Annotated in this window: 13 protein-coding genes and 1 tRNA gene; 10 read left to right on the forward strand and 4 right to left on the reverse strand. The window is 71.4% G+C overall.

What is annotated here, in order from left to right; genetic code table 11:
- Positions 1 to 33: 33 nt before the first annotated feature.
- From MFF24_RS21165 to cydX, 3 genes are all read left to right on the forward strand, one after another.
- On the forward strand, positions 34 to 1623 hold the full coding sequence (locus tag MFF24_RS21165; RefSeq protein ID WP_238227256.1) for a cytochrome ubiquinol oxidase subunit I: 1590 nt from the start codon (positions 34 to 36) through the stop codon (positions 1621 to 1623).
- 63 nt (positions 1624 to 1686) lie between these two features.
- Entirely contained in the window at positions 1687 to 2841 is a 1155-nt protein-coding gene (cydB, locus tag MFF24_RS21170; protein WP_238227258.1) for a cytochrome d ubiquinol oxidase subunit II, read from the forward strand.
- A gap of 53 nt (positions 2842 to 2894) precedes the next feature.
- Positions 2895 to 3026 carry a cytochrome bd-I oxidase subunit CydX gene (gene cydX, locus MFF24_RS21175; protein ID WP_108939336.1) on the forward strand — a complete coding sequence of 44 codons (132 nt, stop codon included), beginning with the start codon at positions 2895 to 2897 and terminating at the stop codon, positions 3024 to 3026.
- A 262-nt stretch (positions 3027 to 3288) separates the two neighbouring features.
- Here the strand turns inward: cydX and MFF24_RS21180 are convergent, their stop codons facing one another.
- Together MFF24_RS21180 and MFF24_RS21185 are read right to left on the reverse strand one after the other, a co-directional pair.
- A complete protein-coding gene (locus MFF24_RS21180; RefSeq protein WP_108939337.1) occupies positions 3289 to 4041 on the reverse strand; it encodes a DeoR/GlpR family DNA-binding transcription regulator in 753 nt (250 codons plus the stop codon).
- A 191-nt stretch (positions 4042 to 4232) separates the two neighbouring features.
- Positions 4233 to 5816: an amidase gene (locus MFF24_RS21185; protein ID WP_238227266.1), complete on the reverse strand. Its 1584-nt coding sequence runs from the start codon at positions 5814 to 5816 to the stop codon at positions 4233 to 4235.
- Between the two features lie 420 nt (positions 5817 to 6236).
- Between MFF24_RS21185 and MFF24_RS21190 the strand changes: the two genes are divergently transcribed.
- The 7 genes from MFF24_RS21190 to bcsN all read left to right on the forward strand — a co-directional run bounded on the left by MFF24_RS21190 (position 6237) and on the right by bcsN (position 19343).
- Positions 6237 to 8678 carry a response regulator gene (locus tag MFF24_RS21190; protein WP_238227268.1) on the forward strand — a complete coding sequence of 814 codons (2442 nt, stop codon included), beginning with the start codon at positions 6237 to 6239 and terminating at the stop codon, positions 8676 to 8678.
- 129 nt (positions 8679 to 8807) lie between these two features.
- Positions 8808 to 9620: a cellulose biosynthesis protein BcsS gene (gene bcsS / locus MFF24_RS21195; protein WP_108939339.1), complete on the forward strand. Its 813-nt coding sequence runs from the start codon at positions 8808 to 8810 to the stop codon at positions 9618 to 9620.
- A 364-nt stretch (positions 9621 to 9984) separates the two neighbouring features.
- Positions 9985 to 12468, forward strand: a complete 2484-nt coding sequence (bcsA, locus tag MFF24_RS21200) for a UDP-forming cellulose synthase catalytic subunit (RefSeq protein ID WP_283214533.1) — start codon at positions 9985 to 9987, stop codon at positions 12466 to 12468.
- Positions 12469 to 12473: 5 nt separating this feature from the next.
- Positions 12474 to 15092: a cellulose biosynthesis cyclic di-GMP-binding regulatory protein BcsB gene (locus MFF24_RS21205; protein ID WP_238227273.1), complete on the forward strand. Its 2619-nt coding sequence runs from the start codon at positions 12474 to 12476 to the stop codon at positions 15090 to 15092.
- Complete coding sequence (locus tag MFF24_RS21210) at positions 15092 to 16360, forward strand: family 8 glycosyl hydrolase (RefSeq protein ID WP_238227282.1); 1269 nt, start codon at positions 15092 to 15094, stop codon at positions 16358 to 16360. Before MFF24_RS21205 ends, MFF24_RS21210 begins: the two co-directional genes overlap by 1 nt.
- Entirely contained in the window at positions 16345 to 18318 is a 1974-nt protein-coding gene (locus MFF24_RS21215; protein ID WP_133091258.1) for a hypothetical protein, read from the forward strand. Before MFF24_RS21210 ends, MFF24_RS21215 begins: the two co-directional genes overlap by 16 nt.
- Entirely contained in the window at positions 18315 to 19343 is a 1029-nt protein-coding gene (gene bcsN / locus MFF24_RS21220) for a cellulose biosynthesis protein BcsN (RefSeq protein WP_238227284.1), read from the forward strand. The genes MFF24_RS21215 and bcsN overlap by 4 nt, the downstream gene beginning before the upstream one ends.
- A 13-nt stretch (positions 19344 to 19356) precedes the next feature.
- Here the strand turns inward: bcsN and chrA are convergent, their stop codons facing one another.
- Positions 19357 to 20580 carry a chromate efflux transporter gene (gene chrA / locus MFF24_RS21225; protein WP_238227294.1) on the reverse strand — a complete coding sequence of 408 codons (1224 nt, stop codon included), beginning with the start codon at positions 20578 to 20580 and terminating at the stop codon, positions 19357 to 19359.
- 330 nt (positions 20581 to 20910) lie between these two features.
- Positions 20911 to 20987: transfer RNA gene (locus tag MFF24_RS21230), tRNA-Met, on the reverse strand.
- Between the last annotated feature and the right edge of the window lie 125 nt (positions 20988 to 21112).

Here is a 21112-nt window from a genome sequence, read left to right on the forward strand (position 1 = left end):
GCGCGAGAGGCGGTGTCGGACAAGGAGTCTCCCATGACCGACCCGCTGCTCGTCGATCTGTCGCGCCTGCAATTCGCGCTGACGGCGATGTACCACTTCCTGTTCGTGCCGCTGACGCTCGGACTGTCGATTCTCGTCGCCATGATGGAGACGGTCTACGTCATGACGCGCCGCAAGATCTGGCGCGACATGACCAAGTTCTGGGGCCTCCTGTTCGGGATCAACTTCGCCCTGGGCGTGGCCACCGGCCTGACCATGGAGTTCCAGTTCGGCATGAACTGGGCCTACTACTCGCACTATGTCGGCGACGTGTTCGGCGCGCCGCTCGCCATCGAGGGCCTGATGGCCTTCTTCCTGGAGGCGACCTTCGTCGGGCTGTTCTTCTTCGGCTGGGACAAGCTCTCGGCGCTCAGCCACTGCGTCGTCACGTGGCTGATGGCGCTCGGCACGAATTTCTCCGCGCTCTGGATCCTGATCGCCAACGGCTGGATGCAGAACCCGGTCGGCTCCGCCTTCAACCCCGACACGATGCGCATGGAGGTGACCGACTTCGCCGCCGTGATCTTCAATCCGGTGGCACAGGCGAAGTTCGTCCACACGGTCTCGGCCGGCTATGTCTGCGGCGCGGTGTTCGTGCTCGGCGTCTCGGCCTTCTACATCCTGCGCGGGCGCCATCTCGAACTGGCCAAGCGCTCGTTCGCCATCGCAGCGGCCTTCGGGCTCGCCTCGGCGCTCAGCGTCGTCGTGCTGGGCGACGAGAGCGGCTACGCCGTGACCGACCACCAGAAGATGAAGCTCGCCGCCATGGAGGCGATGTGGCACACCGAGCCCGCTCCGGCCGCCTTCACCGCCTTCGGCGTCCCGGATCTGGCGAACCGCACCACCCGCTACGCGCTCCACATTCCCTACGCGATGGGCCTGATCGGCACCCGCTCGCTGACGACCGAAATCCCCGGCATCACCGAACTCGTCGCGCACGCCAAGGACCGCATCCGCAACGGCCTCGTCGCCTACGCCGCCCTCGAGCGGATCAAGGCCGACCGCAAGGATGAGGCGGCCCGCGCCGAGTTCGCCCGGACGCAACAGGATCTCGGCTACGCGCAGCTTCTCAAGCCGCTGATCGGCGATCCGCTGAAGGCGACCGACGCGGATATCGACCGGGCGGCGTGGTCCACCGTGCCGCACGTGCCCTCGCTGTTCTTCACCTTCCGGGCGATGGTGGCCTGCGGGTTCCTGCTGATCGCCCTGTTCGGCGCCGCGCTCTGGTACACAGCCCGCGAGGCCGAGGCGCCGCGCTGGCTGTTCCGGGCCGCGCTCTTCGCCCTGCCGCTGCCCTGGATCGCGATCGAGTTCGGTTGGTTCGTCGCCGAGTTCGGCCGCCAGCCCTGGATCATCGAGGGCGTGCTCCCGACCGCGCTCGCGACCTCGGAACTCGGCATTCCCTCGCTCCTCATCACCATCGTTGGCTTCACCCTGGTCTACGGCGTGCTGGCGGTGATCGAGGTGCAGCTGATGCTGCGTGCCATCGCCAAGGGCCCCGAGACGCTGGCCGACGACCCGGCCGCCCTCTTCCCCGGTGCCGGCGCCAACCGGAACGAGGCCGGCCTCGTCGCCGCCGAGTAGCCCTTCCTCTCCTGATCGCCGGCCCCGCCGTCGCGCCGGCCCCTCCCCGAGGAGTCTCCTTCCATGCTCGCCCTTCTCTCGGACTACGAAAGCTTACGCCTGATCTGGTGGGTGCTGCTCGGCGTGCTGCTGATCGGCTTTGCCCTCACCGACGGCTTCGATCTCGGCGTCGGCGCCCTCTTGCCCTTCGTCGGCCGCACCGACGTGGAGCGGCGGGTGGCGATCCACACCGTCTCCGCCACCTGGGAAGGCAATCAGGTCTGGCTGGTGCTCGGCGGCGGCGCGATCTTCGCCGCGTGGCCGGCGCTCTACGCGCTGAGCTTCTCCGGCTTTTACCTCGCCATGTTCCTCGTGCTGTTCGCTCTCATCCTGCGGCCGGTGGCGTTCAAGTACCGCTCGAAGCGCGAGAGCGCGGTGTGGCGCGCACGCTGGGATTGGGCGCTGTTCGTCGGCGGCGCGGTGCCGGCGCTGATCTTCGGCGTCGCCGTCGGCAACGTGCTCCAGGGCGTGCCCTTCCACTTCACGGGCGACCTTCGCCCGATCTATGCGGGCAGCCTGTTGGGCCTGCTCAACCCTCTGGCGCTGCTGTGCGGCCTCGTCTCACTGGCGATGCTGGTGGCGCACGGCGCGGCGTGGCTCGCCTTCAAGGCCGAGGGACCGGTCGCCGAGCGCGCCCGCGCCATCGGGCTGAAAGCCGCGCTCGCCACCGCCGCCCTGTTCGCCCTCGGCGGCCTCTTGATCTGGGCCGGCGCCTTCGGCGGATACCGGGTGGTCACGCCGCTCCCCGGCGACGGCCCGTCCAATCCCCTGACCAAGGAGGTCGTGGCGGATGCGGGCGCGTGGCTCGCCAACTTCCGGGCGCATCCGGCGCTCGCCCTGGTGCCGCTCGCCGGCATCGCCGGCCCGCTGCTGGCGGCGCTCGGCTTCCGCGCCCGGTTCGAGGGGCTAACCTTCCTGGCCTCCAGCCTCGGCATCGCCTGCATCATCGCCACCGTCGGCCTGTCGATGTTCCCGGTGATCCTGCCCTCGAACACGCATCCGGGCCACGCGCTTACCGTGTTCGACGCCTCCTCCAGCCGGGCGACGCTACGCAACATGCTGATCGCGACGGTGGTCTTCCTGCCGATCATTCTCGCCTACACCGCCTGGGTCTACCGGGTGCTGTGGGGCAAGGTCTCGGACCGCGACATCACCGCGCCGGGCTCGGCGGCCTACTGACGATCCCGACCCCGGTATCGCCGGGGCCTCCTCTCGCCTCAGGAAACGCGACGATGTGGTACTTCGCCTGGATCCTCGGCCTCGGATTGGCCGCCGCACTCGGCGTGCTCAACGCCCTCTGGTACGAGCTGCGCGCCGTGCGCGAGACCCCGCCCGAGGTGACGCCGACGCTGCCGACGCCGTGAGGGCGTCATGCCCGAGGATCACCGCGTAAGGTGATGCTTCGGGACCGGTCTCGGAGCCGATGTGATCGATCTGTTCCGGCGATCACCACGATCCTCATGCTGAGGTGCTGCGCCAGCAGCCTCGAAGCACGCCGCGACGCTTGTCCCAGTCGGCTGGTGCCAAGGGATCGGCGGTTCTGGCGTGCTTCGAGGCCGAGCTATCGCTCGGCACCTCAGCATGAGGAGCGGGGCGCGCGCCGGAGAAGGTCAGCCGAACAGGCCCTTATCCGCAGATCAGATCGATGTCGTGCCGGCCGAAGCGGTCGGCGAAGGGCTCGGGCGGCGGCCGGTCGGTCACCACGGTGAGCGGGGCGGCCAGATCGAAGGTCTGGAGGTTGGCCTGGCGCCCGAACTTGCGGGAATCGGCGAGCAATACCGCCCGCCGCGTCTGGCCCCGTAGCGCCCGGCGCAGGACCGATTCGTGCTCCTCGTAATCCATCCAGCCCTGGGCGAGGTCACAGGCCGCGATGCCCATGATCGCGAGATCGAAGAAGTGGCGCCGGGCGTAGTCCACGGTGTCGTAGCCGACGAGCGCATTGTCGTTCGGGCGCAGTCGGCCCGGCGTCAGGTTCACCCGGGCCGGACTGTCGGCGAGCAGCAGCGCGAGGTCGACGGAATTCGTCGTCACCGTAAGCTTGCGGGTGGTGAGCCGGCGGGCCAGCGCCAGCGTCGTGGTGCCGGTGTCGATGAAGATCGACATCCCGTCCTCCACCAGCCCCTCGGCCAGCGCGGCGACGCGGCCCTTCTCGCGGCTGTTGAGCCCGCTGCGCTCGGTGAGCGGGCGCTCCTGATCGAGGCGCGGCCGCACGGCGCCGCCGTGGATGCGCCGCAGGAGCCCGCGCTCCTCCAGCATCTTCAGGTCGCGCCGGATGGTCTCGTCGGAGACCGCCAGGGTGGCGGCGATGCTGGTGACGCCGACGCGCCCCGTCTGCGCGAGCTGCGAGAGGATCTCCTCGTGGCGATGATCGGTCAGCATCCCGGCCCTGTCCCCCTTTGAGGCCAAGGATAGCGCCGGGGATGCAGGTCGGTCGCGCACAATTTCAACACATGCACAGGGTGCAGGGACCACAACGTGCAAGCCCGCACGGCAGGTCCGCACGGCAAGATCACAGGGCAAGCCCGCCGGCCCCGTGGGAACCGGACGGGCCTGCTGCCCAACTTGAAGAATCAGGCGTCGAGAGCCGGGGCGCGGCGGTGATGCGTCGCCTGCTCGTAGGCGTAGGCGCAGGCGAGCAGCTCGCCCTCGCTCCACATCCACCCGACGAAGATCAGGTTGAACGGCGAGCCGGAAGCGTAGGCGCCCGCGGGCAGCGTCACCCCCGGCAGGCCGGCGATGTTGATCTCGCACACTGTGGTCTCCAGCAGCGTGCCGGGCCCGTGCAGCGGCGGCAGTTCCGCCCGCATCTGCGGGAAGACCAGGGCGTCGAGCCCGTGCTCCGCCATCACCCGGTCGAACAGGGCGAGATAGGCCTCGCGGGCGGCGAGGAAATCGGAGAGGTCGGGCGGGCTCGCCGGGTCGGCGAGGCAGGGCGCGAGCCCGGGCAGGTTGGTGATCGGGTGCAGCACGCCGCCCGGCGCGAAGGCGTCCTCGGCTTTCGTCGCCTCGGCAAAGGAGGCGAAGCTGCGGATCGCCGCGTCCGGCCCCATCCGCTCCAGATAGAGCTGGAGATCGTAAGGGGCGGACTCGAACCCGCGGGCGTCGAAGTAGACGAGGCCCGGCGTCGGCTCGGCGATGGCGGCGAAACCCGTTCCGGCGAAGGGGTCGGCCACCAGAGTGGCGCCGGCGGCCTTCAATTCCGCCTGCGCGCGGGCATAGAGGGCGCTGGCCTCCTCCGAGAGCGGCAGATCGCGCCAGCCCGGCCCGTAGAGGCCGAGGCGCTTGCCCGCCAGCGCGCCCGCATCGAGGCCCGCGGTATAGCCGCCCGCCGGGCGCTTGCCGATGCCGGCCACGGTCTTGGGGTCGGCGGCGCTGTAGCCGGCGAGCGCGTCGAGGGTGAGCGCGGCGTCGCGCACGCAGCGGGCGATCGGTCCGACCACGTCGCGGGTGCTGCCGGCGAGCGGCATCACGCCGGCATTCGGAACGAGGCCGAAGCTCGGCTTGATGCCGACCAGCCCCTGCGCCGAGGCCGGGTTCTGGATCGAGCCGCCAGTCTCCTCGGCCAGTCCCAGGACGGCGAGGCTCGCGGCGACCGCCGTGGCGGTGCCGGCGCTCGACCCGCCGGGGATGCGATCGGGCGCGGCCGGGTTGAGGGTGGGGCCGGCCCAGCTATCGTTGGCGTGGCTGCCGGTATGGCTCAGCACCGGCACGTTGGTCTTGCCAAGGATGACGCAGCCCGCCTCGCGCATCCGCGCCGTCACCGGCGCGTCGGTCGCCGGGATCAGATCGACGCCGCCGGCCTCGGCGCTCAGGAAGTGCCAGCCGCCGGTGCTCGGCAGGCCGGCCATGTCCATCGTGTCCTTGATGACCACGGGCACGCCCGCGAGCGGCCCCAGCGCCTCGCCCGCTGCGCGGCGGGCATCGATGGCGCGGGCGTCGTCGAGTGCCTGCGGATTCATCACGATGAGCGCCTTGTAGCGCGGATTGTAGGTCTCGATCCGCGCCAGGAAGGCGGCCGCCAGCGCCTCCGCGGTGACGCGGCCCTCGGCAAAGGCACGCTGGCAATCCTCGACCGTCATCTCGATCAGTTGGTCCGCCAGCGCATCCTCGGCCATCTCGGGGGCGACGGCGACGGAAAGGGCCATTGCGTTCATCTCGATCTCGCGCTCCGCATCCTTGAAGACGGCGAGGCCGATCCCATCCCGTTGGAACCGCTCACGAGAATCGTCCGCTCGGGGGCATGAGCGGGGATTCGCGTGCTCGCCGTCACCGGCCCTCATGGCCGGCGGGTGCCGTCTGGCAAGGGCCATGCCACAAAAGCCACAAAACCCTCGAAGCGGCCTTGACCGGAGTGGCGCCCGATTCGGGCTGCGGTCCGCCCGCCGGTCGAGCGGATGCGTATTTCGCACGCAGGACCGTGCGCGGCGCGCTTCATCCGAGGGACCGTCTCTGCCGATCGCGGGGAATGCGGCCAGCGTTAACCAGCCCTTAAGCGCTGACCGCCCTCGTCTATCGGGCAGGCAGGCCAATCCCGGTTCTCTGCGGCCGGCCGGCTGTGCCGGCGGAGCTCCCGTATGCTGGATTCCGTCCGGATCTCGCTCAAGGTGCTGAACGCGGCCCAGCTCGCCCTGATCGCGGCGGGCGCGCTGCTGCTCGCCTGGATCGGGACCGCCCTGCTCGGCGCCGGCCCGGCCGCGGACGGAGCGCAGCGAGCCGCCCAGTCCGGCGCGCGGGCCTTCGCCGAGGCGGTCGATACGGAGCTTCACGGCAGCGTCGCGGATGCGCGAACCCTCGCGCTGCTGCTGCGCCCCGGCGACCCGGCCCTGACGGAAGCCGACCGCGCCGCCCTGCTGCGCGACTGGCTCGCCCTCAACCCGCGCTACGGGGATGCCGCCCTGATCGGGGCGGATGGAAGCGTGCGGGCCGCCGCCGATCCGCGCCGGACCGGCAGCAGCGTCGCCCGTCAGCCCTGGTTCGCGCGGGCGCGCAACGCCGAAATCGTCATCGCCACCAACAGCGGCGACGAGACGGCCCCCTTCGATGTCATCCTGTCTCTCGGGATGCCCGGCCGTTCCGACCGGATCCAGCTTCGCGCCGCCCCCGCCTTCCTCGAGATCGGCCCGCGCCTGCGCGGGGCGCTCGACCTGCCCGAGGCGGTCGTCTTCACCGTGCGCGGCGCCGATGGGCGGGTGCTCGCGGGCACCGCCTCCACCTCATGGGGCGAGCACCGCTCGGCCTCCGTACCGGTCCAGGGCGGGCGGGAACTCGGCTCTCCCGGCTGGGTGGTGACCGCCTCCGCGCCTCCGGGCGCGGCGATGGCCCAACGCCCGGACGGACGTCTCCTCGTGCTGGCGCTGGCCGTGGTGGGCGCCGCCGGGGCGCTCGGCTACGCCCTGGGTGGCCGGGCGGCGCAGCCGCTGCAGCGCCTCGCGGCGGGCGAGGCTGGGCCGGACGAGGCCGCCGCATCGCCGGTGCGCGAGTTCGCCGCGCTGAGCGAGGCGGTCGCCGGCCGCTCCCAGAGCCGCGAGGCGGCGCTGGCGCTGGCGGGAACCGGCCTCGACCGGATCAAGGGTCGCCTCCAGACCTTCGAGGCGATGTCCGGCTGGACCTGCTGGGAGATCGATCCGGAGACGCGCCGGGTCGTCTGGTCGGATGCCGACAGCACCGGCACGGCGTCGAGCGCGGACCACGCCGCCGACCTGTCCGACCTCGCCGCATGGTTCGAGCCGGAGGATCGTCCGCTCCTCGACCTCACGCTCGACGCCGCGCGCCGGGCCGACGGGCCGCACGACGTGGTGTTGCGCGCCCGCGCCGACGGAGCCGATCCCGCTCCCGAGGCGGAACGGCGGGTGCTGGTGCGCTTCCTGCGCGAGGCCGGCGACGGCCGCCGCATCCATGCCCTCAGCCGGGCGATCGAGGGCGGCGTCTCGGAGACGCCCGCCGGCCTGAACGAGCGGCGGCGCGACGCCGTCCTGCGCCGGGTGACGGACGGCATCGTCCACGATTTCAACGACGTGCTGACGATCGTGTCCGCCAATCTCGCCACCCTGCGCCGCCGCCATGGCCTGGCGCCTGAGCCGGCGCGCCTCGTCGATGCGGCGCTGGCGGGCGCCGGGCGCGGAGCGGCGATGACCCGGCGGATGCTCAGCCTCGTGCGGGGCGAGGACGAGGGAATCGCCGAGTGCGATCTCGGCGCGAGCGTCGAGGCGGCGCTGGCCTTCATGGAAGCCAACGTGCTGCGCGACGTGCCGGTCATCAACCGCGTCCCCGGCGACCTGCCGCGGGTGCTGTGCGCCGAGCGCATCCTCGAGGTCGTCCTGCTCAACCTCGCCTTCCACTTCCGCGATCACCGATTGCGCGGCTTCGCGGTCGGTGCCGCCGCGCACGGGGCCGAGCACGGGAATGAGGCGGAGACCGGGCTCGGCCTGCCGCCGGGGCCCTACGTGCGCGTGCTCATCGCCAGCGGGCAGCACGAGCCCGGCCGCCGGGGGCACGCGTCGCGTCCCGAACATCTGGAGACGGTGGCCCGGCTCCTCGGCGAGATCGGCGCCGGCTGGCGTCTCGTTTCGGACGGGACCGGCGCGGACGCCTTCCTCGCAGAGATCTGGCTCAAAGCCACCGCGCGGCGACCGGAGGAGCCGGCTCTCTGGCAGCCCGCCTTGCGGGTCCTCCTCGTGGAGAGCGACAGCCTCGTGCGGGCGAGCGTGGCCGAGGCCCTGGCCGATCTCGGTCACGAGGTGGTCCAGGCCGCCTCGGGCGAGCACGCCCTGGCGCTCCTGTGCGAGAGCGCGGCCTACGACGCCATGGTGGCCGACCAGTCGATGCCGGTCATGACCGGCCTCCAGCTCGCCGCGACGGTGGTCGAGCGCTATCCCGACATCCGCATCATCCTGGCGAGCCCCCACGGGCACTTGCCGGCCGCCGCGCGGCAATTCCTGCAACTGGACAAGCCGTTCCGCCCCGACGATCTCGCGGCAGTGCTGAGCGCAGCGGCGCCGCAGGTCCGGGCGGCCTGACGGCGCTCACGGTACGTCCGCCGGCGAGATGCCAGTAAACCGATCGAAGTTTTCTCAGTTTTCGGGAGGCTCCTGTTAACCCTGGACCCCGATAAATCGGTGCGTAGCGTGTGCGTATCCGAGGATCGAATGGCTGTGGGTTCTCGCAACCATCAACGGACTCCCGGGAATCTCTGTATTCTTGCCTGCGGCCTCGCGGCCGTGTTCGCCGCCCCGGCCCGGGCCGCCGACCTGCCGGCCCCGGCCCCCGCCGCGGCCGGCGTCGACTGGTACACCGGAGCGCAGGCACAGGCGGTCGACGACAGCTGGGCGGTGGCCGTCGACGGCTCGACCAGCATCACCTCCAACTCCTCGGCCTTCGGCTCCGTCACGGTGACGACGGCGCTGGGAAGCCCGCCGACGGTGAGCGGCGCGCGCGTACGCGTCGAGGGCGTGGCGGGCACCTACTCCTATCCCGGGCAGTCCGTCGGCGGGCGCGTCACCGGCTACCAGCAGGAGGGCTCGCTGCTCGCCGGCTACGAGTGGATCTGGCGGGACGCGGCGCTGGCCGGCTATATCGGCTTCAACGTCCGCAGCAACCAGCTCTCGATCCCCGACCCCGGCAACCCGGTGGTCGGCACCGGCGTCGGCCTGAAGGTCGCCGGCAACTTCTACGCGACGCCGACCGACCGGACCATGGTCTCGGCCTACGGCTCCTACTCGACCAAGTTCAACGCCTACTATTCCCGCTTCCGGGTCGGCTACATGGTTGCCGACGGCGTCTATATCGGCCCGGAGGCGCTGTTCCTCGGCGACGACTTCTTCCGCCAGTACCGCGTCGGCGCCCACCTCTCCGGCCTGAGCTTCGGCCCCGTCCAGATGTCGCTCGCGGCCGGCTACGTGCAGGATCGGGTGCAGGGCACGGGCTACTATTCGAGCATCGAGGCGCGGGCGAATTTCTGAGGGGCAGGCGCGCACATCGCTTTCCTCGACGAACCAGGAATCCCGGCCCGCTGCCTCGCGCCGAGAGCGCGTGCCGAACGCGGTCCAGGCTTCGACGCCGCGCGGACAATCCGCCGCCTTGCCGCTGCAACTCAGCGCGAAGTACTCCTGTCTCAATCGAGGTGCGACCGCCTCGAAAGGAATGATTTCCTTAACATCGCGCGCGATTTTCGCGGAGGTCCTTCCAAAGTCGCGGGCATTTTCCTACGGATGACGGGATGCTCTGCGGCCCGAAATCAACCCTGTTCGCAGAGATGGGCGGCGGGCGCGTGAACGCATCTGGAAATCGTCGTATTTCCATGATGGACCGGTCGACGACGCAGGGGTGGCAAGTGTGATACGTGCGCTGCGGTGGCTGGCGTGGATGGGAACGACGGTCGCCGGCCTCGTCCTGCTGAGCCAACCGGTCGGGACCCAGAACCAGCTCGCCATGAGTCTCGCCGCCATGGCGGCGATGATCGTGCTGTGGCTGTTCCTCGACGGCCCGCGCACCCGGTTCGTGTTCCTGGCGCTCGGGAGCCTCGTGGTGCTCCGCTACATCCTGTGGCGGGTCACCGATACGCTGCCCTCGCCCGGCGATCCGGTCAGCTTCGGCTTCGGCCTGCTGCTGCTGCTCGGCGAGTTGTACTGCGTCTTCATCCTGTTCGTCAGCCTGATCATCAACGCCGATCCGCTGAAGCGGCGCCCGCCCCCCGTGGCGAGTGCGGCCGACCTGCCCACCGTCGACGTCTTCGTGCCGAGCTACAACGAGGACGCCGCCATCCTGGCGATGACGCTGGCGGCCGCGCGCCAGATGAACTACCCGCCCGACAAGCTCACCGTCTGGCTTCTCGACGACGGCGGGTCGGACCAGAAATGCGCCGACCCGAATCCCGAGAAGGCCAAGGCCGCCCGCGAGCGGCGGCGCGACCTGACGGCGCTCGCCGAAGGGCTCGGCTGCCGCTATCTCACCCGCGCCCGCAACGAGCACGCCAAGGCGGGCAACCTCAACAACGGGCTCGCCTTCGCCACTGGCGAGATCGTCGTCGTGCTCGATGCCGACCACGTCCCCTTCCGTTCCTTCCTCAGCGAGACCGTCGGCTACTTTGCCGAGGATCCGAAGCTCTTCCTCGTCCAGACGCCGCACGCCTTCCTCAATCCCGATCCGATCGAGCGCAACCTGAAGACCTTCGAGCGGATGCCGTCGGAGAACGAGATGTTCTACGCGGTGACGCAGCGCGGGCTCGACAAGTGGAACGGCTCGTTCTTCTGCGGCTCCGCCGCCCTGCTGCGCCGCACCGCGCTCGACGAGGCGGGCGGGTTCTCCGGAATCACCATCACCGAGGATTGCGAGACGGCGTTCGAGCTGCATTCCCGCGGCTGGACCAGCGCCTACGTCGACAAGCCCCTGATCGCCGGCCTCCAGCCGGAGACGCTCTCGGCCTTCATCGGCCAGCGCTCGCGCTGGTGCCAGGGCATGTTCCAGATCCTGCTCTTGAAGAACCCCGCACTGCAGAAGGGGCTCAAGCCGATCCAGAAGATCGCCTACCTCTCGAGCATGACGTTCTGGTTCTTCCCGGTGCCGCGGCTGATCTTCATGTTCGCGCCGCTCCTGCACATCTTCTTCGATCTGAAGATTTTCGTCGCCAGCGTCGACGAGTCGATCGCCTACACGGCGACCTACATCGTCATCAACCTGATGATGCAGAACTACGTCTACGGCAAATTCCGCTGGCCCTTCGTTTCGGAGCTCTACGAGTACGTCCAGGGCCTCTATCTGTCGAAGGCGATCGTCTCGGTGATCTGGTCGCCGCGCAAGCCCACCTTCAACGTCACCGACAAGGGCATCAGCCTCGACCACAACCACCTCTCGTCGGCCTCGCTGCCCTTCTTCGCCGTCTACGGGCTGCTCGCGGCGGGCTGCGCGGTGGCGGCGTGGCGCTACCTGTTCGAGCCGGGCGTGACCAACCTGATGCTGGTGGTCGGCCTGTGGAACTTCTTCAACCTGCTCACCGCGGGCGCCGCGCTCGGGGTCTGCGCCGAGCGCCGCCAGTTGGAGCGCACGCCCTCGCTCGCCATCAATCGACGCGGCCAGATCACGCTGGGCGGCCGAGCCATCGACGTGTCGATCGAGCGTGTCTCGGCGGAGGCCTGCACGGTGCGCCTGCCCGCCGCCCTGCTGCCGACCGGGGTCGGGCACCGGACCATGACCGGCCTGCTCACCGTCGTCCCGGTTCAGGGTGCGCGCCCGGCCGGCGCCCTGCCGGTGACCCTGGAAGGGATCGAGCGGACCAAGGACGAGGCCTTCGCCCGCCTCAGCTTCGGCCGCCTGCGCCCGCAGGATTACGTGGCGCTGGCCGGCCTGATGTACGGCGACGCGGAGGCGATGCGCCGCTTCCAGATGCGCCGCCGCCGCCACAAGGACATCCTCACCGGCACGCTGCAATTCATCTGGTGGGGACTCTCCGAGCCGGTACGCGCCGTGCGCTACGCCTTCGCCGCCGATACCCGCCCGGCCGTCGCGCCCGTGATCGACGGCACCTCGCCGATCTACGATGCGCCGGAACAGGCCCCGACGGGGGCGAACCTGCCCGAGCCGCTGCTTCCGTCGTCGGTGCAGGCCCCCGCGCTCCAGGCCGTTCTGCCGACGGCGCGGGAGCCGGAACCGGGCGTCGCCCAGGCTGCGGCTCAGGTTCCGGGCCCAACCCCGGCCCAAACCCCTGCCCAAACCCCTGCCCGCGCCTCGAACGACTGGGTGCGGATGATGCTCGACTACGAGAACGAGCGCGCGCTCGGCGGGCGCTCCGGTCGCGAAGCGGGCACGGCGTGAGAGGGATGGCAATGCGGCATCCCTCACGCTTCGGCTTCGGTCCGTGGCGCCGGATGGCCTGGGCGCTCGCCTGCATGGTCGCGGCGGGCTCGGTCGCGGCGGGTTCGGCCGCCCGGGCGCAGAGCTTCCTCGGGACCGGTCCGGCCGAGCGCCTCACTGTGCCCCCGACCGGGGATGCCCTGCGCAAGCCGAACGCAACGCCCTCTCAAGCGCCCGCGCAACCGTCGACGGCACAGGGCCGCCCGCCCGCCGCGGAGGGCGCGGACGCCGCCCGCCGCACGCAGGTGCAGGCCACCATCGCCCCGGCCCGCCGCCTGCCCGCGGGCACCCGCGGCTTCCGCCTCTCGGGCGAGGAGGATGTGCTGCAATACCCGGTCTACCTCACCGAGGGGCAGGCCCGGGGCGGGGCGCGGCTGCGCGTCTCCTATCTCTCGGCGATCTCGGTGGCACCGGAGGGCTCGGAACTCACCGGCCTCGTCAACGGCACCAAGGTCGGCTGGACCCGGATCCAGGCGCCCGGCGCGGTCAAGGTCGTGGAATTCGCGATTCCCGACGGCGTTCTCAAGGCCGGCTACAACGCCGTCACCCTGACCGCGAGCCAGCGCCACCGGGTCGATTGCGGGATCGAGGCGACCTACGAGCTGTGGACCCAGATCGACCCCTCCCGCTCCGGGCTGGTGGTCGCGCCCGCCGCCGATCTCGATCTGAAATCGCTGGCCGCCCTGGAGCCCGACGAGAGCGGGGCGCTGCCGGTCGGCTTGCTGCTCAACGAGAAGCCGACCCTGCCGCGGCTGGAGCGGATGATCGGCGCGGTGCAGGCCGTGGCCGTGGTGAGCCGGCTCGCCCGGCCCGCCGTCAGCTTCGGGCCGCCGCTCTCCGGCCGCAACGGCGTCAACCTGCTCGTCGGCACCGCCGCCGAGATCCGCGGCACGGAGGGCATCGAGGACCTCGGGCCGATCACCGGGCCGCGGCTGGCGCTGCTGCCTCCGCGGAGTACCCGCGCGCCGACGCTGGTCGTGACCGGCCCCGGCCCCGAGGACGTGCGGGCGGCCATTGGCCAGCTCGCCGCGGTAGGAGACGTCGGCGGCAGCGCGCCCGGCGCCACGCTCGCGCCCCTGATCCGGGGTTACGAGGTGCAGGGCGGCGAGCGGCTCGAATTGGAGCGCCTCGGCGTCACCAGCCGCGAGTTCAACGGACGCCTGCTGCGCACCCGGATCGAGCTGCGCTTTCCCGCCGATTTCGTGCCCGCCGATTACGGCAAGGCCATGCTGCATCTGGCCGGCGGCTACGCCGCCGGGCTCGATTCGAGCGCCCAGATCGTCGTTGACATCAACGGCCGCAACGCCGCCAGCGTGCCGCTGCCCTATGCCCGCGGCGAGGTCTTCGATGATCAGGCGATCCCGCTGCCGTTGAGCCTGTGGCGGCCGGGCCTGAACAGCGTCGAGATCAGCGCGCAGTTGCCCAACGCCTCCGACAAGGTCTGCGACACCCTCTCGCCGACGGCGCGGCAGCCGCGCTTCCTTTTCCTCGACCGCACCCGCCTCGAAATCCCGGCGCTGGCGCGAGCCGTGCGCAGTCCCGACCTCGCCGCAGTCAAGGCGGGGGCCGTCCCCTTCACCGCATCGGGCGGGCGGCCGCGCCTCGTGCTGCCGGTCGCCGACCGCGAGACGGCGGATGCCGCAGCGACCCTTGCCGCCCGCCTCGCCATCGCCGCCAAGCGCGTGATCGACTTCGAACTCGTGCCCGATGCCGGCGGCACCGACGGCGGCGCCCGGCTCGTGGTGGCACCCGCCCGCGCCCTCAACCCGGTGACGATCCAATCCGTCGGCCTCGATCCCGACGAGATCCGCCGCGTCTGGCAGGGGCGAGCCGAGACGGTGGCCACGCCGGGCCAGTTCGGCCCCGAGGGCGTACTGACCCTCGACCGGCTGCGGCGCAACCTGCCGATGCGCTGCGCCCTGCCGCCCGCCGCGGTGCCGGTCAGCGTCGCGCCCACGCCGACGCCGCCCACCGCACCGGCGGTCGCCCCTGCCGTGGCCGCGGCGCCCTCGCCGCGCGCGCCTCCGCGGCCTTCGGCCCCGGAAACCGACGAGGAACTCGTGGCCCGCTGGGACCAGACCCTCTCGGGAGCCGCCTTCGTGCCCACGGTTCTGCGGGAGGGCTGGACCCGGCTCGCGAACTGGGCGCTGCGGCTGCGCAGCGACGTCACCGGCCTGATCGAGGCGCCGGTGGCGGACGTGCCGATCAATCCGCGCGCCTCGCTGATCATCGCCGAGGACAGCGGCGGGACCCGGCTCGGCGAGACCACCGTGCTCGTGACCGCCCCGAACCCATCGATGCTCAAGGCGTCGGTCTCCTGCCTCGTCGATCCGGTGGTCTGGACCCGCCTCGTCGGGCGCGCCGCCTTCCTCGACGCCTCGGACGGCACTCTCACCACCGTCGAGCCGGACCGCGTCGCGCTGATCGAGACCCGCACGTGGTCGCTCGCGAATTTCCGCTTGGTCTCGGCGGCCTGGCTCTCCCTCAATCCCGGCTACTATGTCGGCATGACGCTGTTCATGGCCCTGTGCCTCGGCCTCGCCACCACAGGGCTCGTGCGTCAGCTCGGCCGGAGGAACTCCTGATGCGGCCCGCCCCCGCACGGTCTCGTGCTCGTGCCTTTGCCTATCCCCGTCTCGGCGCGGTCCTGCGCCGCGCCGGGTGGGTCATCGCCCTCGCGGCGGCCGGGCCGGCGACCGCCCAGCAGCCCGCCCAACAACCCGCACAGCCGCCTTCGCCTGCGCAGGCGGCGCAGCCGTCGGTTCAGCAGACGGAGGCCACCACGGTGCCGCCTGCCACCGCCCTGCCGAGCCCGCCGCGCTCCGAGACGCCGGCGCGAACCGATGCCGGCCCCTCTCTCGCCAACACGCTCGGCGACGAGGCGGCCTGGCGTGCCTACCGGGCGCGGTTCGTCACCGAGCAGGGCCGGGTCGTTGACACCGCCAACGGCATGATCAGCCACAGCGAGGGCCAGGGCTACGGCATGCTGATCGCGGTCGCGGCCGGCGACCGGGCCGCCTTCGAGCGGATCTGGGGCTGGACCCGCGCCAACCTGATGGTGCGCTCCGACGAGCTGCTGGCCTGGCGCTGGGCGCCCGACCACCGTCCGGCGGTCTCCGACATGAACAACGCCACCGACGGCGACATCCTGGTGGCCTGGGCGCTGACCGAGGCGGCGGAGGCTTGGGGCGAACCGTCCTACCGCACCGCCGCGCGCCGCATCGCCGTCGAGTTCGGCCGCAAGACGATCCTGTTCAAGGATCCGCACGGGGCGCTCCTGCTGCCGGCGGTCTCCGGCTTCTCTGCCCGCGACCGCGCCGACGGGCCGCTCATCAACCTATCCTATTGGGTGTTTCCCGCCTTCCAGCGGCTGGCGATCGTCGCGCCCGAATACGACTGGGCCTCGCTGATCCGCAGCGGCCTCGATTTCCTGCGCCAGTCCCGCTTCGGCCCGAGCAGTCTGCCGACCGAGTGGATCTCGGCCAAGGAGGCCCTGCGCCCCGCCGACGGCTTTCCGCCGCTGTTCTCCTACAACGCGATCCGCGTGCCGCTCTATCTCGCCTGGGCCGGGATCGGGCGGCCCGAGGATTACGCGCCGTTCAAGACGTTGTGGGGCGGCATCGACCGCGAGCGCCTGCCGATCGTCGACACCCGTGACGGGCAGCCGGTCGAGTGGCTGAGCGAGGTCGGCTACACGGCGATTCCCGCGCTGACCGCCTGCGCCGCCGACGGCACGCCCTTTCCCGAACCGTTAAGGACGGTGCAGGACAATCAGAACTACTATCCCACCACCCTCCACCTTCTCGCGCTGATCGCGGCCCGGATGCGGTATCCGTCATGCGTGAAATCCTGACGCCTCCCACCCTCCTCGCCCTCGCCCTGCTCGCGGCAGCGGCGCCCGCCGCGGCCCAGGGGGGCGCCCAGCCGGCACCCGAGGCCCCCCGCATCGTTTACGGCGACGGGGCTCGTGCCCCCGCGATCGTGGTCGATCCGGAGACCGGCGGCACGCCCGGCATGGTCGATGAGAGCGCGCTGCGCTACTACGCCTCGCAGAAGCAGACCGCGCGGATGAAGGCAGAGATCGCGCGGCTGAAGCGGCTTTATCCGGGCTGGACCGAGCCCGCCGACCTCGACACCCTGCAGCCGAGCCCGCCCGAGGAGGCACCGCTGTGGGACCTCTTCACCGCCGGGCGCTTCCAGGACCTGCGCGCGGCGATCACCAACCGCCGCTCGCTCGAACCGAACTGGCAGCCCTCTGAGGAACTCGCGCGCAAGCTCCGCCGGGCCGAGTTCCGCAACAGCATCAAGGCCGCCGCCGAGCGGAACGCCTCGGGCAAGAATTCCGAGGAGGTGGTCGCGCTCTACCGCGCCGATCCCGGCGCCCTCGACCCGACCGACCTCGAAAGCCTCTGGATCATCGCCGACGCGCTCGCCACGACGGGGGCGGCCGAGGACGCGTTCGACCTCTACAAGTCCGTCCTCGACGGCAGCGCCGATGCGGGCGCGCGGCTTGCCACGATCCAGAAGGCGATGGGCCATCTCAAGATGGATGGGGCCGAGCGGCTCATCGCCATGGGGCGTACCGTCTCGGAGGGCGTGTCTGAATTCGATGCGATCCGCCTCGACATCACCCGCGCCCGCATCGCCGCCTTCCTGCACGACGAGCCGGCCCAGACGCCGACGCTCGCCGACCTCACCGCCTTCCAGACCTATGCCCGCAAGAGCGGCGACCCGAGCCAGACCGGCCTGCTCGGCTGGTACGCCTACAAGCGGCGCCAGTTCCGCGAGGCACTGGAATGGTTCAAGCTCGCCATCGGCCGCGGCGGCGACGCCATGGTCGCCCACGGCCTCGCGCACACCTTGCGCGAGCTCAACATGCTGCGCGAGGCGGAAGAGGTGGCTTACGCTTGGCGCGACCGCTTCGTCGGCAACGAGCTGCTGTTCATCGACGTGCTCGAACGCAAGCTGACCCAGGCCAACCCGCCCTTCATCGAGCCGGCCCGGATCGAGCGATACGCCAAGGTCGTGATCGCCTCCGCCTCCGGCGAGGGCGCGCAGGGGCTGGCGTGGTACGCCTACAATTCCTGCCAGTTCGACACGGCGCTCGAATGGTTTCAGCGCGCCGTCGCCTGGATGCCGAGCGAGACCACGGTGTTCGGCTACGCCCTCACGCTCCAGCGTCTCAAGCGCCAGCGCCCCTATCTCGAAACCGTCAACCGCTATGACGGCCTGTTTCCGAAGGTCGTCGACATGCTGTTCCGCGAGGATCCGGGCGGGCCGCCTCTGCCCTGCGCAGGGCCGCAGCCGCCGCCCGCCCGGCCGCCCGCGCAGGCGAAGGCCGAGCCGAAGCCCGACGTCCCCTCGTACGGGCGCGTGCCGCGGCCGGACGCCGCCACCGTCGGTGCCCAGGCCGGCACGGTGCCGGCGGCGGTGCAGCGCGGCGAGTTTCCGCTGAGCGTGCCCCTCGACAACCCCTTGCGCTACCCGCCGGGCTCGCTGCAGCGGGCGCTCTCCGAACCGGTCGCGCCCGGCTCTTACGCCCGCGAGCCCGTCACCGCGCGGCCGCCGCTGGTGGCGCGGCGGGTGAACGGGGCGGGGCCGATGCCCTACGAGCGCTACGGCTTCACCCTGCTGCCGGGCTATAACGGCCTCGACAAGCCCGAGGGGCTCTCCCCGGCGCCGCCCGGTACGCTGTGGCAGGACCAGCAGGCCGAGCGCGGCCGGGCCGCGTCGAACCCGGAGAGCGACCGCTTCTCGGTGCCCTCCCGCCTCTCCTCCGGGACCGGGCCGAACGGGAAGGGCTTTCCGTGAGATCGCGTCTCCTCCGGCCCCTCGCGGCGGCGGCTCTGCTGCTGACCGGTCCCGCCTTGATCCAGTCCGCCTCGGCTCAATCCGCGCCGGTACTGCGCCTGCCCGGCGCCGGGCCGGTCGCGGGCGTGGTCGAGACGCGCCTGCGCGACGGGTTCGACCAGCGCATCCGCTTCGAGGGCGGCGACGGCCGCAACCATGCCGAGGTGGCGCTGCGCAACGAGACCGGCGACCTCCTGCTCGCCTTCCCGCCGCGGCTCGCCAAGCCGAGCCAGTTCGGCATCGAGGGCGAGATCGCCGTCCGCTTCCCCGGCCAGCCCCTTCGCGTGGTCGCGCCGCGACGCAACGGCTACGGACCCGTCGGCCTCGCGCTCGGCACCGATTGCCTCTACGCGTGGCAATGGTTCGAGCGGGCGAGCGCGGCCCAGCGCGTCGCCAGCCGGGGCGGCCTGTTCGACGGGTCGGTGGCACCGACCGCGGGCCGGCGCGCCCTCTCACTCCGGATCCGGCTGTGCCGCACGGCGCAGGCGAGCCTCGACGATCTCGTCGCCGCGGTCGAGCGGATGACCATCAGTCTTCCCGGCGAGCCCGGCGCCCGGACCGTGGCCCGGCCGCGCCCCGCGATCGTCCGACGCGAAAAACCGGCTCCGGTGAAGAGGCAGGCCGCTCGGCCCGCCCCCAGCGAAGCGCCACCTGACGCTGCACCGAAACCGGCGCCCGTGGCTCCGGCCCAACCGCAGGCCGCGCCGCCGCTCCGGCCGCCGGCACCGACACCGCCCGACAGCGGCGGGCGGCGCTACCTCGCCCCCACCACCCCGCAGGGTGCCGCCCCGGCGACTGAACCGCCGGCCGCGAACCCGCCGCCCGGGGGCGCACAGCGCTACATCACCGATGTGCCCAAGCCGGCCGAGGGCGCGGGCGGCGGCCTGATGCCGAGCCCGGCTCCGGGCCGCACGACCGGCGAGAGCCTGTCGCGCGATCTCCCGGCGGAGGCCTATCGCCCCGCGCCGGGCCGCACCGGGCCTTGAGCCGAGCGCGCGCTCAAACCCAAGCGAGGGCGAGGCCGCTGAGGGCCGTGAACACGACGACGCTCCAGGGCGGCGCCTTCCAGACGGTCAGCAGGACGAAAGCGAGAGCGGCGAGGGCAAAGTCGCGGGGCGAGCCGACCGCACCGGTCCAGACCGGATCGTAGAGGGCCGCGCCCAGGATGCCGACGACGGCCGCGTTGGTTCCGCGCATCGCCGCCCGCGCCGCCGGCCGCGACCGGACGGCATCCCAGAACGGCAGCGTTCCGTAGACGAGCAGGAGGCCGGGCAGAAAGATCGCGACCAGTGCGAGAGCGGCGCCGAGGACACCGTTCGGTCCCGGCTGTGCCACCGCTCCGAGATAGGCGGCCACCGTGAAGAGCGGTCCCGGAACAGCCTGGGCCGCGCCGTAGCCGGCCAGAAAGGCATCCGGCGACACCCAGCCGGGCTCGACGAGAGCTGAGCGCAGCAACGGCAGCACGACATGGCCACCGCCGAAGACGAAGGCGCCGGAGCGATAGAACGCGTCCGACACCGCCAGGGCGTGGGCACTGAGCACCTGTGCGAGGAACGGCAATCCGATCAGCAGGAGCAGGAAGAGGGCGAGCGCGACGCCGCCGGCCCGGCGCGTGACCGGAACGACGCGCGGGCCGCTGCCGGGCCCGTCATCCGAGCGGCAGAGGACGAGACCCGCTATCGCGCCGAGGGCGATCGCCAGGATCTGGATGAACGCCGTCGGGGCGAAGACCGTCAGCAGAAGCGCGCCGAGAGCGAGAGAGGCCCGCGACCGATCGGGTGCGAGCGACCGGGCCATGCCCCAGACCGCCTGCGCGACCACCGCCACGGCAACGAGTTTGAGCCCGTGGATCAACCCTCCGCCGACCGGGCCGGAGATCGCGCTCGCGCCGTAGGCAAAGGCTAGCAGCAGAAGGGCCGAGGGCAGTGTGAAGGCCGTCCAGGCCGCAAGACCGCCCAGAAGTCCCCCGCCCCGCAGCAGTCCCAAGGCGAACCCGACCTGACTCGAGGCGGGCCCCGGCAGGAACTGGCAGAGCGCGACCAGATCGGCATAGCCCGCCTCGTCGATCCAGCGACGCCGCGTCACCAGGGCCTCCCGGAAATATCCGAGATGGGCGATCGGACCGCCGAAGGAGGTCAGGCCGAGCCTGAGAAAGACGAGGAACACTTCGCCGGCATTGCCCGGCCCGCTTGGCGGAGGCTCCGGTCTCTCGCCTCCTGTCATCGAGGGGGCAGAGCCGGTGGTGATCGTGACGTTCCCCCGAACCTTCATGCAGCGTCACACCGATGCCGGGGCGCTTGGTGCGGCCCGTCCCGGCTCGACCTATAGCGTCGGCCGCCGACACGGCCCAGGCATCGGCGAATGCCGAATGGGCGAGGATCGGCGCAGAACTCGCACGGCAAGAAGCCCCCTCCCCCTTCAGGCGGGCGTCATCGCGCGGCGGAGTTGCCGCGATCCAGGGCGCTGCAGAATGCGGAAGACGGTCTCGCAGGGGCGCAAACAGCAATCAGCCCGCGAGGCGTTGGCCAGCGGGCTGTGTGTCTGTTGTCGTGTTGGTTGCGGGGGCTGGATTTGAACCAGCGACCTTCAGGTTATGAGCCTGACGAGCTACCGGGCTGCTCCACCCCGCGCCGAAGCGCTGTGTGTGAGGAGGGAATGTATGAGTTGCTTGTGCTGGGCAGGCCTGGCGGCGACCGACTCTCCCGTGTCTTGAGACACAGTACCATGGGCGCTGGTGCGTTTGACGGCCGAGTTC

Origin of the sequence: Methylorubrum aminovorans, from assembly GCF_022179725.1 — a bacterium.
GTDB lineage: Bacteria > Pseudomonadota > Alphaproteobacteria > Rhizobiales > Beijerinckiaceae > Methylobacterium > Methylobacterium aminovorans.

Excerpts from the sequence above, each read along its gene's own strand:
- MFF24_RS21165 (WP_238227256.1), top strand. The coding sequence starts at position 34 with ATGACCGACCCGCTGCTCGTCGATCTGTCGCGCCTGCAATTCGCGCTG.
- cydB (WP_238227258.1), top strand. The coding sequence starts at position 1,687 with ATGCTCGCCCTTCTCTCGGACTACGAAAGCTTACGCCTGATCTGGTGG.
- cydX (WP_108939336.1), top strand. The coding sequence starts at position 2,895 with ATGTGGTACTTCGCCTGGATCCTCGGCCTCGGATTGGCCGCCGCACTC.
- MFF24_RS21180 (WP_108939337.1), bottom strand. The coding sequence starts at position 4,041 with ATGCTGACCGATCATCGCCACGAGGAGATCCTCTCGCAGCTCGCGCAG.
- MFF24_RS21185 (WP_238227266.1), bottom strand. The coding sequence starts at position 5,816 with ATGAACGCAATGGCCCTTTCCGTCGCCGTCGCCCCCGAGATGGCCGAG.
- MFF24_RS21190 (WP_238227268.1), top strand. The coding sequence starts at position 6,237 with ATGCTGGATTCCGTCCGGATCTCGCTCAAGGTGCTGAACGCGGCCCAG.
- bcsS (WP_108939339.1), top strand. The coding sequence starts at position 8,808 with ATGGCTGTGGGTTCTCGCAACCATCAACGGACTCCCGGGAATCTCTGT.
- MFF24_RS21205 (WP_238227273.1), top strand. The coding sequence starts at position 12,474 with ATGGCAATGCGGCATCCCTCACGCTTCGGCTTCGGTCCGTGGCGCCGG.
- MFF24_RS21210 (WP_238227282.1), top strand. The coding sequence starts at position 15,092 with ATGCGGCCCGCCCCCGCACGGTCTCGTGCTCGTGCCTTTGCCTATCCC.
- MFF24_RS21215 (WP_133091258.1), top strand. The coding sequence starts at position 16,345 with ATGCGTGAAATCCTGACGCCTCCCACCCTCCTCGCCCTCGCCCTGCTC.
- chrA (WP_238227294.1), bottom strand. The coding sequence starts at position 20,580 with ATGACAGGAGGCGAGAGACCGGAGCCTCCGCCAAGCGGGCCGGGCAAT.